The following is a 12,552-nucleotide window of genomic DNA, read 5'->3' as shown; positions in this document are numbered from 1 at the left end:
CGTGAAGGTTGTCCCTGGTGTGTCCCCTTCTATACCATTCTCTATAGGAAATTCATTTCCTCCATTTGGAAAATAGGAACTTTTGTTGAAATATGTTTCTAAGACCTTCCGTATCCAGGGGGGCTCACATAGGATAAATTATGAGTAAATGGGGGAGGAATGAGGATGTCCCACAGAATCACTTCAGGTAATCGTCTTCTTTTCGTCACAGAACCAGGCGGGCAGGTCATCGAGGAAGGACAAACGGTCGATTTGACGGAAGAATATCCGGCGGGCATCGATGTCAGCCCTTTTTATACGATTCGGGTGGCTGGAGGAAACCGGGTGGTCTCAGAAGGAGCCGTCACGTTCAAGTTACTTATGAAAGTCAATCAGGTCAGTTTTTTAACCCTCGATCAGATTACGGTTTATCCGGGAGAAAGGTTCAACCGTACCTATAATGTGCCGGGGCTGGGCCTTGGGATAAAAGCGGAAGCAGAAAATGGTTCGGGCGTGGATGCCGTCGATTTAGTTGTGATCGGGTTTAAGTTTTAGAATCCAAAAATAAGAACTTAAAAAAGGACGCCTCCGCTAAAAGACGTCCTTTTTGCTTTATTCTTTTTCAATTGTATAGGTCCCCCGAGCAGTCTCCAATGTGAAGCGGTCATTCAAGAACTGATACCGTGTCGTATCCTCCAATGGAATTTCATAGTAGGCTGAGGGCAGGGGCTGAGCGCTTTGCGCATCGGTTTCTGTCTGTCCTTGTCCATGTAAGTAGAGCGCGTGCATTGGTGTGTATTCATCGAGCCGGCGCGTGTGAGTCTCATAAGATATGTGGTCAAGGTTCATCGTAATGGTATCTTCATCCCGTAGTTCGTGTTTTTTGATGCGGATGTTTTCGCCGTGCCACTGCTGTAATTGCTGGTTGAATTCTTCAATCGTCAAATCGTTCATGCTGATCCCTCCTGCATTTATCTTTTCCACAAGGCTTGTAAACATGCAGGTGATGCTTCCCATATCATGGTAAAATAAATGGCATAGCTTTTATCCAGTTGTGATATCGATCAATTTGCGGATATATCAATTTAACAGGGAATATATCAGTTAAATGTAGGATTTATCGGCTGAATTCAGGATTTATCAATGAAAGCATGATTTCTTACATATAAATCAGATGAAGGAGGGGACCACCCCATGAGAAAGACGGGACAAGTTTTTATGCTGCTCCTTTTGTTAACTCTTTTAACCGCCTGCGTAGAAGGGGACCTCAAGCTGAAGATCAATAAGGACGGAAGCGGCGAACATACGGTTACAGCAGGCGTCGAAAAAGAGGCACTGAATCGCTTCGGAGACCGGGCTGAAAATATGATGAACTCTGTTTCTGGAGAGCTTGAGTCAAAAGGTTACGAAGTGGAATTCTATGAGGAGAATGGTTTTACTGGTTTTCGGGCCAAAAAGGAATTCGAGGATGTGCAGGAGCTGGAACTTCTCCCTGTGTCCGGCGGAATGACGGAAGCAGGGGTGGCGCCTGCGATTGGCAATATTCCTGTTGAGATGACGACTGAAGGTGGGCTTTTTACAACGACGTATAAAGTGGAAGCAGCGCTCGACCTCTCGAACTCTGGTGTGATCGGCGGGATGCAATCTCTCGTCGCGGATCAGCTTGATTTCACGTTTACACTCGACCTTCCTCTAAAACCGAAGTCGCACAACGCCGATCGTGTGGATGGGGATGAATTGCAATGGGACATCCGGACAGCTGGTGAAACGAATGTAATGGTGGAGATGGTCGTGCCGAACGTAAAAAACATAATCATCGCAGCGGTTGCTGGAAATTTCCTTCTTTTTCTTCTCGTATTTCTATTTAAAAAAAGAAAAAAGAAAAATGATTAAGAATCCCCGTTATGTTATGGGGATTCTTTTTTTTCACACAGACGAAATCTATTCAGAATAAAATAATGAAAAAGGGGTGTGTCATATGGATCAAGTCTTATTGGAAAAGTTGCAAGAGGGAGGGTACACACTGTATGTCCGCCATGGAGAAGCGAATGTCGGAGTGGATCAGCCTGATTTTTCGTTCCAAGACTGTTCGGCACAGCGGAACCTATCGGAAAAAGGGAGAACTCAGGCAGAAAGGTACGGAAACGCGATTCGCAGGTGGAACATCCCTGTCGCTTTCCCCGTCTTCACTAGTCCCTTTTGCCGCGCGAAAGAATCCGCCATGCGTGCGTTCGGTGCAGAACAAACGCTGAGTGATCCCTTTTGGTCCACTGTTTATCAGCTCAACACCCCAATTCCTCCTTACATGCAATCCGCTATCCTTACACGTCTTTCTGATTATCTTGAACAGGCACCACCTGAAGGAGCAAACCGGTTCATAATAGCCCACAGCTTTCCAAAAGGTATTGCGTTTGGCGCCATTCCTAGTATGGGAACTATTGTCGTAAAACCTTATGGAAAGGGGCGTGGATTTTCCGTTGCCGGTCACTTTACCATTGAGGAACTTGAAGAGTTTGTAAAAAATTAAGTTATCACTTTCCTTTATTCGACAAGAACAGGTATAGTAAACATAGATATGAGCAACGGTAGACGGTGCCTTCAGAGAATCCTGTCACATCCCGGCGTCTACATTGAGAACCCGCAGCAAAACACTCACGGAGGGTATACAATGTTCAACTCGTTTAAGAAAAAAAAGAAGGGATCGATGACCATCATCATCACAGTATTGTCTCTTGCCATCATGGGGGCTTGTACTTTTGGACCTGACGAAGCGGAAGCGAAAAGTTGGAAGAGTGAGATGAATTTGACGGAGGATTTGAAGTATTCCGCAGAAGCGACCGTACGACTATACATTCAATTGTGTAAAGAGGAGCAAGAATGGCTTCCTTTCAAAGATGCCCTAGAAAAGATTGAAGCCTTAAGCAAAGTGGAAGCGATGGATCTTTACTTGGAGAGTTACTACAAAAAAGTGAAGTCAAAAGATATTCGTGACATCGTCAATGACGTATATGGCATTGACCTTGAGGCGGTGTCTGATCTTGGTGCCGGCAAGCAGACAAGCACCTACTCTGACGATGTTCTCGGGTTGGTGAGACAAGCACTTGATGAAGAGGTCAGTGATGAGGCTATCACCAACATGGAAAAGATAGAAGTGATGGACTTATACTGGGAGGCCTTCGATGGAAAAATGTCCGGCGATGAAATAAGGAAGATGATCAACGCTATCTTCGGCATCAATTTGGCAGGCATATCCGGGCTTGAAGGTACAGGCGTTGCGCTTTTTTCAAAAGAACAGTGGATTTCCCATTATGAGAATGATTTGTTTGTTGTCCATACAGGAGCGGATGATGTAGACGTGTGGGTTTACCCAACGGATTACTTCAAGGAGCAGACGGGAGTGGAAGCGAATCCTCGTCAATTGGAAGTAGCCCTGAGCGCCTTAGGCTTTGAATATAGTGAAGAGAAAGAAGCGCTTTACTACGCTAATCCTACAGGGAAGTCTGTGCCTGACAACTTCAAAGGTCAGACGCTCGGGACGATTATTGGTGTAATCAAGGAAGAGTATGAGGGGCTGAACTAGGGAGGGGGAAATGAAAGGAAGTTCGTAAAGGGAATATCAAGCTTCAAGGATTTTGAAGACATGATGGGATGGATAAAAAAGATGCCTGCCTATGTTCTGTAGAACATAGGCAGGCACCTTTTTTATTTTTTCAAGACATCCACAAAATGGGAAACGATCCTTGCTGTCATCCCCCAAATCACTTTATCTCCGTATATATAAAAATATTCCTCAAGCTGACGCGTCCGCCAGTTGTATTCTTCTCCGCCGGGAATCAAATCAAATGGAAAATTCGCTTCCGGCTGGGCTTCGAAATGTACGTAATGGATGCGCGGTCCATTTTCCATGAAAAAGGAAAGCGGCACCGTAAACACTTCACGGACTTCATCGGGGTTGCGAATGAGTTCGTCTTCTGTCACATCTAAATACCCTGCAAACGTGTAGACGATCATGCCGAAGGGGGAAATCAGGTAGTCGAGCGGATGGACTTCTGTGAACTGTCCAGACTTGACGCCTAATTCCTCTTCCGTCTCCCGGATGGCGGCCTGTTTGGCAGAAGGGTCCTCAGGATCAATTTTTCCACCTGGGAAACAAATCTCACCGGGCTGTCTTCTGAGCTGATGAGAACGCACTTCGAAAACGACATGAAGCTCATTGTTTTTTTCGATAATCGGTAAAAGGACAGCGAACTTACGGAACTGTTCGTGTCCGAGAACAGAGGGGTTGTGTTTTTTCACTGTCTCAAAAATGGTTTTTGCGTCCATAGTTTTCACCTCGTTCTTTTACTATACCAGAACATCCTTCGGAATAGAAAAGAGGCACTCATCAGAGCGCCTCTTTAATGATTTTTTTGTAATAAAGAACAGACAGCAGTCCGAAAATTGAATAGAAAGCGGTGTAGAGCCCCATGACGATCAGCATCGGGGTCCATAGTTCGGTGCCGAAAAAGAACCAGCCCGATTGGACGGCAAAGTAGCTGTGCGGGAGACCGATCAGTAGCGGAATGCCGAAATTAAACAGCTGCTTTCCTTGAATTCCCCGTAGGAGGTCGCCGCGGGTGAAGCCGAGTTTTCTTAGAATCGTATAACTTCCTTTTTCGTCTTCACCTTCGTCCATCTGCTTGAAGTAAAGCACACAACCGGAGGTGATTAGGAAAGTGAGGCCTAGGAAGCCGACGATAAACATGACGAGCCCCATGTTTTGTTTTTGAGACATGGCGCTGTGCCACTGGGAGCCGTTGTCTCTCCCTTCATCGAGTCCCATATCAGCAAATATCTCGTAAGCTTTCTCTTGTTTACTTGAATCTTCAAGGTTTACACCTGTATAAAGATTGGATTTTGTCTGGATCTCAGGGTTATAGTTTTGGCTCAGTTCTTCAAACAACGCTTCATCAACGACGCCGATCGGAAGACCGCCTGCCACGTAATAGGAAGAGAGCAAATACTCTTCTTCCAACCCTTGATATTCCAGTTCGCGCCAGTTACCGTCCAATAAAATTTGTGCCGTCCCTCCATCATGAAGGGAGATGAAGGACTGCATTAAATCCGTATAGCCTGTGAGCTTCATTTCTCCTTCATCGAGTTCGATTCCGTCTGTCTGGACTTCACTGATGACGGGGAAGGTTGTCTTTTCGGTGTTGAAGTTCAACTCTTCCAAATTCGCATCGAGGATGTCTTTAACGTTGAATTCTGCTTCATATACAGGGATTTGATTTTCTGTATAGGCGATGCCTTCCTTTTCTAGTCGGTCCATAAAGCCATCCGCCTTTTCGGGTTCAATGATGGCAAAATCATCTGGTACCGTCGTCTCGGCTAATTTTTCTGCCGAATAGTAGGAAATATACATAAGCGAAAGCAGGCTGATCGCAAGCGCGGACACCGTCGTAATCACGGTCAGCAAAAAGGCGTTCGACTTCATCCGGAACATGACGGACGACAGGGAAAGCACTTCATTGATATTCAGATAGCCGTTTTTATTTTTGCGGATCAAATTGGAAACGAAGCGGACCGACCCTTTATACAAAAAGTACGTTCCGACAATGACTGAGCCTAGGATATAAAGCATGGCCAAGTAAAAGCCGTTGATCGTCGTAATGCTGCCTTCAAACAGCTGGGAAGACAAATAGTATCCGGATGCAATCAATCCGATGCCGAGCAGGCCCATCAGATGTTCCCAAACCGACAGCTTCTTCACTTTTCCTTGAGCGCTTGAAGTAACACGGAAAAGGGAAAGGATTGACTGTCTGTGAATGAATAGATAGTTCGTCGCCATGATGACGAGATAGATCCCGGCGAAAACGATCAGCGTCTGGAAAAAGGCCTGGGTGGAAAAGTTGAGCTCAGCGATTTCATCAACCCCGACCACACGGAAAAAGCTCATCAGTATCAACTTGGAAATCGCAAAGCCGATAAAAATTCCGACGGCCAGGGACCCGAAATAAATGATCAAGTTTTCGATGCCTAAAATGCGTGCGATGCGGTTTTTCGTCATGCCGATCAGCTGGAACAAGCCGATTTCCTTACTTCTTCTTTTGATGAACAACGCATTGGCATACAGCAAAAAGATGGCAACGATAGCAATCAGTAAAATGGATGCGACCCTGACTGCTGCTTCGCCTTTGATCGATCCTTCCTGACTCATCGAGGGGTCATACTGTAAGGTGACGAACGAAAAGTACAACGCGACACTGAAAATGAGTGCAAATACATAGAGGTAGTAGTTTTTCAGGTTCTTTTTCAAGTTGCGTAAGATGAGCTGATTAATGTTCATACTGCACACCGCCAAGCACACCTTGGGTCTTCATGATGTCCTTCAAGAACGTCTGCCTCGTCTGGTCGCCTTTATTGAGCTGCGTATAAATCTGTCCATCTCTGATGAAGATGACGCGGCTGCTGTAGCTTGCGGCGACAGGATCGTGGGTGACCATCGCAATCGTCGCTTCACGCTTTGCATTCAGTTCGCTCAGTTTATCTAAAAGGTCGGAAGCAGATTTTGAATCGAGCGCCCCCGTTGGTTCATCGGCGAAAATGATGCTCGGTTCGTGGATGAATGCTCGTGCGGCTGAGGTGCGCTGTTTCTGACCACCAGAAATCTCATTCGGGTATTTATTTTGGACGTCTTCGATGCCTAGTTCCTTCGCTACCGAATCGAATTTCGCCTGGGCCTCTTTTTTGGACACTTTGGAAATCGATAGAGGGAGGAGGATGTTCTCTTTGACCGTCAATGTATCTAATAGATTGTACTCCTGAAAAATAAAGCCGAGATGATGCTTGCGGAACTCAGCAAGCTGCTTATCTTTTTGACTCGTAATCTCCTGACCGTCGATCGTAATCGTCCCGTGACTGACGCGGTCGATGGAGGATAATACATTGAGGAGCGTCGTTTTTCCCGATCCTGACGCGCCCATGATCGTGACGAACTCACCAAGCTGGATGGAAAGGTCGATGCCCTCTAAGACGTGCTGTTTCATAAACTTGTTTCCGTAACTTTTATGAATCTTTCGTGCGTCTAGTAAACTCATTTCGTTACCCCCTTCATTCTATGACTTCATTGTAGAACCACTGGAAATCTTTTTCCTTCGATTCATCTAACAAAATGACGGAAGCATGTGACAGTTTCGTCACATGCTCCCAAGCTTCGTAAATTCATTCGGTTTTGGGAAGCTGAGGGTGAAGGTTGTGCCTTTTCCGAGTTCGGATTCCACATCGATGTCAATCTTCAACGCTTTTCGGATCCGGTCAGTCAAGTAAAGGCCCATGCCGGTAGCGGCTTGATCCTGATGTTCCGTCGTTGAAGTGAACCCTTTTTCAAAAATTCGTGGAAGGTCCCTCGGGTCGATGCCGCGTCCCTCATCCTGGATCGTAAGCTGTACGCGGCCGGCTTCTTCCGTACTTGCGATCGTAATTTCCGATTTCTCACTGTATTTAATCGCATTCGTCATCAGCTGTCTGCATATGAATGCGAACCATTTCGCATCTGTCAACACGGTTTCAGCTTGTAGATCAATATCAAAGCCGATCCCTTTTTGCATGCACCATGACCGTAGCGATTTGATCTCATTGAATAACAGCGGCTCAAGCTCCACTTGTTCTATATAAAGGTCGTTTTCGATAAAAGGAATCCGCTTCTGATGCAGCTGCTGATCAAGAAGCAGGTGGATACGCATCCACTCGAAGGTCAGCTGTGACTTCAGCTTGAAGTCATCGATACGGTCGATGATCAACCGCATTGCAGTCATGGGTGTTTTCACTTCATGAATCCATGATAACAGCTCGTCTTTTTCCTGTTCGAGAAGACTCTGGTTACGGGAAGCTTCCTGCATCAACCGTTCCATCTGATCACGCACATTTGTCTCAATTACCGCTTCAAAAGGACTGTCCGCTTCAGGGAATGTCGTCAAGTCGAGGTCGTTGTCCCGCTCTTCCAGTTCCGTATAGAAGCGGGTTTCTTTGCTGTAGCGGATGAAAAGGAAAAGGATGACGAGAAGTCCTGATAACAATATGTAGTAGAGCATGGCCGAAAGCGGTACGGTCTGATCAACGAACGCAACAAACAAGGCGAGCAGCTGGAGGATCACGATCAGCAGAATCCAACTGATTCGTTCAGCCAGGAATTTCAGAATCATGACTCGTCCCTCGCGACATACCCTTGACCGACCTTCGTTTCAATGGCATCACCAAGTCCAAGTTCTGCAAGCTTTTTGCGCAGTCGATTGACGTTGACCGTGAGGGTGTTGTCACTGACGAACCGTTCGTCTTCCCACAGGCGATGGATGATTTCCTCACGGCTGACAATTTTGCTTTTTTTCTCGATCAGCTGCTTTAAGATGAGCATTTCATTTTTCGTAAGGTCGACGGTTCCATCGTCATTCGAGACCCGGTTTCGTTCATAGTCGATGGTTGCACCGAGCCACGTTTTCAATTCATTTTGATCGGTATTGTAGTTATAAACTCGACGAAGGATCGCCTGGATTTTCGCGATCAGCACATCAAAGTGGAACGGTTTTTGTACGAAATCGTCCGCACCAAGGTTCATTGACATCACCATGTCTGTCGGGTGGTCCCTCGAGGACAGGAAGATGATCGGGACATTGGAATGTTCACGGATCAACCGGCACCAGTGGAAGCCGTCAAACTTCGGAAGCTGAATGTCGATGATGACAAGATGGGGATCGACATCCGTGAATACTTCCATCACCCGGCTGAAGTCACTGATGCCGTGGACTTCATACGACCACTGCGAAAGACGTTCTTCCATCTCCTGAAAAAGGGTACGGTCATCTTCAATTAACAGCAATTTGAACAAAGGGGACACCACCTTTCCGTATTTTACCTTTTATCAGTATAGCAAATGTACAGGTACTTACGCATTTTATTACGAAAAAGCGGTAGTGTAGTAAAAATATTTTGACCATTGCGTCAAATCCTCTTTAAAAAAGAAGAGGATGGGCGTACAATGGATACTAATATTCAAAGACCACCATAGAAAAGGAGTCATGAAAATGTCATTGAACATCGTCGAAGCAACCCATAAAAAAGCCAAACCAGAGAGTGAAAAGATTCCTTTCGGACGCACCTTCACGGATCACATGTTTGTGATGGACTATGAAGAGAATAAAGGCTGGCATGAACCGCGGATCGTCCCTTATGAACCGCTCACGCTTGATCCTGCCGCGATGATTTTCCATTATGGACAGACCGTTTTTGAAGGATTGAAGGCATACCGAACCGATGATAACCGCGTGCTTCTTTTCCGTCCTGAGAAGAACTTCGAGCGACTGAACTTATCGAGTGACCGCTTGAGCATTCCGCCGGTCGATGAACAAGAAGTACTCGGTTATTTGAAAGAATTGGTCCAGCTTGAAAAAGATTGGGTCCCTGCATTTGAAGGAACGTCCCTTTACATACGACCATTTATTATTGCGACAGAACCGAACCTTGCGGTGGCTCCGTCCAAATCGTATAAACTGATGATTATCTTATCACCGGTCGGCCCGTATTTCTCAGGTGGCATCAAGCCGGTAACGATCAACGTGGAAGACAAATTCACACGTGCCGTCAAAGGCGGAACAGGCATGGCGAAAACTGCCGGCAATTACTCATCCGGCTACCAGGCACAAGCGAAAGCTGCAGAAGAAGGGAACAACGACGTCCTATGGCTTGATGGGGTGGAAAAACGCTACATTGAGGAAGTCGGCAGTATGAACATCTTTTTCAAAATCGATGGGGAAATCGTGACTCCAGCGTTGAGTGGAAGCATTCTCCAAGGGATCACGCGTACGTCAATTCTAGAACTTCTGCGTAAATGGGAGGTTCCTGTAAACGAGCGCCGGATTTCTATTGATGAACTGTACCAGGCTTATGAAGACGGCAAGCTCGAGGAAGCCTTCGGAACAGGCACCGCGGCCGTCATTTCTCCGGTTGGTGAATTAAACTGGCTTGGCAAAAAGATGGTCATCAACGACCACGAAATCGGTGCCTTGTCGCAAGAGCTTTATGATACGATCACAGGGATTCAACGGGGAAGAAAAGAAGATCGCTATGGTTGGACAGTGGAAGTATAAAGGGAAGCCTCAGGTATTGATGCCTGAGGCTTTTTTTGATATCTGAAAACCACTACGCTAAAGCATTATAGTGGAAGAGACAGGGACATTCAAACCCTGTAACGTTTTCCATTTTTTAGCGACTACTTATACAAAAGGGGGCGGTAAAGATGAAAGATATTGGGGGTATTTTGTTGTTCGGGCTGCTTTTGTTATCGTCGTGCAGTCAATCCGAACCACCTCAAGAGAAAAACAAATCTATGAGTGCCGATCATAAAGAAAGTTATGAAATGATTGTGGACGCCTGTCCAGAGCCAACATATGACGGGCAGACATTTGATGAATTATCAGCGGAAGAGAAAGAATTGTATGATGTGGGTGAAATGTCAGACGAAATGAAAGAACGTAATCCAGATTTGTTACAAGTGACGCCTCTCCAATCTAAACGGCAGGAATTCTTCAGGGATAGTATTTCTGAAAAAGGCTACACGTTAGATGATTTAAGGAACATAGGTGAAATGTATATGGTTGAGGGAACCATCATTCTTCAATTCAAAGACCAGTTGACAGAAGAAGAGCAGAAAGTAAAAGAATCTTTTATGAAAACGGTGAAGGAAATCAAACAAAAATTCAATGAGAATGCGATTCATACTGAAAAAGTGGAAATTTCGGCAAATGAGCTCAGAGAACAACACGATGCGTTATCTGGAATTTTAGATGGTTCTTCTATTGAAAATAAATTGTGGGGATATGGGACGTGTACACCTTCCAAACAATTGAAGATCGAGGTCACAGAACAATTAACGGAAGAAGAACTCAAGCTTCTGAATGAAAATGCTGAAGTAGAAATTGCTGTTCAAGTAAATGAGCCGAGCCAATTAGAAGGATACGTGACTGAAGTCAGAGGAAATGAAATGCTTGTTGATATGATTTGGTTTAGCAATCGTCCAGATGCAGTAAAAGTAGGTGATCATGTGAACGTTTCTTATACTAATGTGATGGAGTCTCTTCCTGCACAAGCGGGAGCCATGGAAACGGAAATTTTAAAAGACTCCCAACCAGAGGGGGCAGACATGAAAACCTCTGCAGCAATTAAAAAAGCGGTAGACCAAGCAAAAGAAAAGATTCAAAGCCCCTCACACGAGAGTGAGTATTTGAGTGTAAGGGAAATTGAATACAACAAAGATCATGATCAATGGGGAGTCTTATTTGAAACTACAGTTGAAGAAGAAATGGTAGAGATTCAAGTGAAAGATGAGTGAGAAAAAGGTATTCGGTGCTACATTTCTTTGTGCAAGCCCTTCACTGCTACCTCATCAGTGAGGCTTGCCAAACATCAATCTTCAAGAACTTTATAATACAATCACATGGGAGGGAAAAAAAGAAAAGATCGCTATGGTTGGACAGTGGAAGTATAAAAGGGAAGCCTCAGGTTTGGTGCCTGAGGCTTTTTTTAATATTCGTTTGTTTTTTTGTTCAAGTGTTTCACCAGGAACATCAGGACAAAGTAAAGAAAGAAAACGATGGCAAGACTCACAAACCAATCGAATGTCGCATGGAGAAAAGGACTTATGATGATGACGACGAGAAGAAAAACAAACCGGGCGATGTCTTTCTTCTGGTTCCTCCGAGTGAACATCGCACCCCTCCTTTTTCTATCCTCTAACCGAATATTGCTAACCTTAACCTTTTTTAAACCAAAGGGGTTTAGACGACCACAATAGAATAAAAATAATAGAAACACCCGTATCTTTTTCATGGATTTTTCCGTTATAGCTGTGAGAGGTCGAAAGGAGTGTGAAAGGTGGAACTAAATACAAGTAATCCCGTTGGGAATCTTGGTCTTGAGGAGATCGAGAAGGACTATGATAAGCTTTTAAGCTATTGTCTTTTCTTAACGCGCGATGGATGGGACGGAAAAGACCTTGCCCAGGAGTCGGTTGCAAGGGCGTGTGAGCATTATGATGCAGGGGAAATCAGACCAGCTCTTCTTAAAAAAATCGCCTACCATGTTTGGGTGGATCAAAAACGCATGGAGAAAAAGGAACCCTTGATGGAGAGGCCGGCGGATGACTTTGTAAAAAAAGAAGAGACTGTCGATGAAACCTTGGTTCAACTCCTGTTAGAGAAATTGACGGTGAAGCAGTTGCTTACATTTATTTTGAAAGAAGCTTTTCATTATAAAATTGCAGAGATTGCAGAACTGCTTCAAATGAAGGAAACAGCAGTTAAAGCGTTATTGAAGCGTGCGAGGGATAATCTGCACAGGTGTCCCGAAGCGGAAAGGCTACAAATGATGCGAACCCGCTCAGAAGACGATCTTCTCTACCAAACATTGGTCAGAACGCTCACCATTCAGGATCCAACGTTATTGATTGAAAAAATTCCGATTCTCCTCAAACCTGCTTCCAGAAATCAGCGACCAGCTTCACCTTTAAACGTCCTCTCTTTAGCAGCATAAAGGAGGGAAAAT

At 45.1% G+C, this 12,552-nt stretch carries 14 protein-coding genes; 7 read left to right on the top strand and 7 right to left on the bottom strand.

Annotated elements, in window-relative coordinates; translation table 11 throughout:
* Nucleotides 1-165: 165 nt before the first annotated feature.
* Nucleotides 166-534, top strand: coding sequence for a hypothetical protein (locus tag BLS23_RS00955; RefSeq protein ID WP_089650642.1), 369 nt, complete (start codon nt 166-168; stop codon nt 532-534).
* A 57-nt stretch (nt 535-591) separates the two neighbouring features.
* Here the strand turns inward: BLS23_RS00955 and ymzB are convergent, their stop codons facing one another.
* Entirely contained in the window at nt 592-933 is a 342-nt protein-coding gene (gene ymzB, locus BLS23_RS00950; RefSeq protein WP_167355967.1) for a protein YmzB, read from the bottom strand.
* A gap of 240 nt (nt 934-1,173) precedes the next feature.
* Here ymzB and BLS23_RS00945 point away from each other — a divergent pair, with 240 nt between their 5' ends.
* From BLS23_RS00945 to BLS23_RS00935, 3 genes are all read left to right on the top strand, one after another.
* On the top strand, nt 1,174-1,872 hold the full coding sequence (locus BLS23_RS00945) for an LppM family (lipo)protein (protein ID WP_089650641.1): 699 nt from the start codon (nt 1,174-1,176) through the stop codon (nt 1,870-1,872).
* Nucleotides 1,873-1,957: 85 nt separating this feature from the next.
* The gene (locus tag BLS23_RS00940) at nt 1,958-2,506 is read left to right on the top strand and encodes a histidine phosphatase family protein (RefSeq protein ID WP_089650640.1); all 549 of its coding nucleotides are present in this window, start codon (nt 1,958-1,960) and stop codon (nt 2,504-2,506) included.
* 141 nt (nt 2,507-2,647) lie between these two features.
* Nucleotides 2,648-3,559 carry a hypothetical protein gene (locus BLS23_RS00935; RefSeq protein ID WP_089650639.1) on the top strand — a complete coding sequence of 304 codons (912 nt, stop codon included), beginning with the start codon at nt 2,648-2,650 and terminating at the stop codon, nt 3,557-3,559.
* 122 nt (nt 3,560-3,681) lie between these two features.
* On the opposite strand, the gene BLS23_RS00930 is transcribed toward BLS23_RS00935, so the two are convergent.
* From BLS23_RS00930 to BLS23_RS00910, 5 genes are all read right to left on the bottom strand, one after another.
* On the bottom strand, nt 3,682-4,302 hold the full coding sequence (locus BLS23_RS00930) for an NUDIX hydrolase (protein ID WP_089650638.1): 621 nt from the start codon (nt 4,300-4,302) through the stop codon (nt 3,682-3,684).
* A 61-nt stretch (nt 4,303-4,363) separates the two neighbouring features.
* Nucleotides 4,364-6,307, bottom strand: coding sequence for an ABC transporter permease (locus BLS23_RS00925; RefSeq protein WP_089650637.1), 1,944 nt, complete (start codon nt 6,305-6,307; stop codon nt 4,364-4,366).
* Nucleotides 6,297-7,058 carry an ABC transporter ATP-binding protein gene (locus BLS23_RS00920; RefSeq protein WP_089650636.1) on the bottom strand — a complete coding sequence of 254 codons (762 nt, stop codon included), beginning with the start codon at nt 7,056-7,058 and terminating at the stop codon, nt 6,297-6,299. The genes BLS23_RS00925 and BLS23_RS00920 overlap by 11 nt, the downstream gene beginning before the upstream one ends.
* 99 nt (nt 7,059-7,157) lie before the next feature.
* Nucleotides 7,158-8,162: a sensor histidine kinase gene (locus BLS23_RS00915; protein ID WP_089650635.1), complete on the bottom strand. Its 1,005-nt coding sequence runs from the start codon at nt 8,160-8,162 to the stop codon at nt 7,158-7,160.
* Complete coding sequence (locus BLS23_RS00910) at nt 8,159-8,842, bottom strand: response regulator transcription factor (RefSeq protein WP_089650634.1); 684 nt, start codon at nt 8,840-8,842, stop codon at nt 8,159-8,161. Before BLS23_RS00910 ends, BLS23_RS00915 begins: the two co-directional genes overlap by 4 nt.
* A gap of 190 nt (nt 8,843-9,032) precedes the next feature.
* Here BLS23_RS00910 and BLS23_RS00905 point away from each other — a divergent pair, with 190 nt between their 5' ends.
* Nucleotides 9,033-10,100 carry a branched-chain amino acid aminotransferase gene (locus BLS23_RS00905; RefSeq protein WP_374189694.1) on the top strand — a complete coding sequence of 356 codons (1,068 nt, stop codon included), beginning with the start codon at nt 9,033-9,035 and terminating at the stop codon, nt 10,098-10,100.
* A 149-nt stretch (nt 10,101-10,249) separates the two neighbouring features.
* On the top strand, nt 10,250-11,341 hold the full coding sequence (locus BLS23_RS00900; protein WP_089650632.1) for a DUF3221 domain-containing protein: 1,092 nt from the start codon (nt 10,250-10,252) through the stop codon (nt 11,339-11,341).
* 191 nt (nt 11,342-11,532) lie between these two features.
* Here BLS23_RS00900 and BLS23_RS00895 read toward each other — a convergent pair whose 3' ends face one another.
* On the bottom strand, nt 11,533-11,718 hold the full coding sequence (locus tag BLS23_RS00895) for a hypothetical protein (protein WP_089650631.1): 186 nt from the start codon (nt 11,716-11,718) through the stop codon (nt 11,533-11,535).
* Nucleotides 11,719-11,883: 165 nt separating this feature from the next.
* Between BLS23_RS00895 and BLS23_RS00890 the strand changes: the two genes are divergently transcribed.
* Nucleotides 11,884-12,540, top strand: coding sequence for a sigma factor-like helix-turn-helix DNA-binding protein (locus tag BLS23_RS00890; RefSeq protein ID WP_089650630.1), 657 nt, complete (start codon nt 11,884-11,886; stop codon nt 12,538-12,540).
* Nucleotides 12,541-12,552: the final 12 nt, after the last annotated feature.

Origin of the sequence: Halobacillus aidingensis (assembly GCF_900104185.1) — a bacterium.
GTDB classification, from domain to species: domain Bacteria; phylum Bacillota; class Bacilli; order Bacillales; family Halobacillaceae; genus Halobacillus; species Halobacillus aidingensis.
This window is presented reverse-complemented; position numbering and strand designations above follow the sequence as displayed.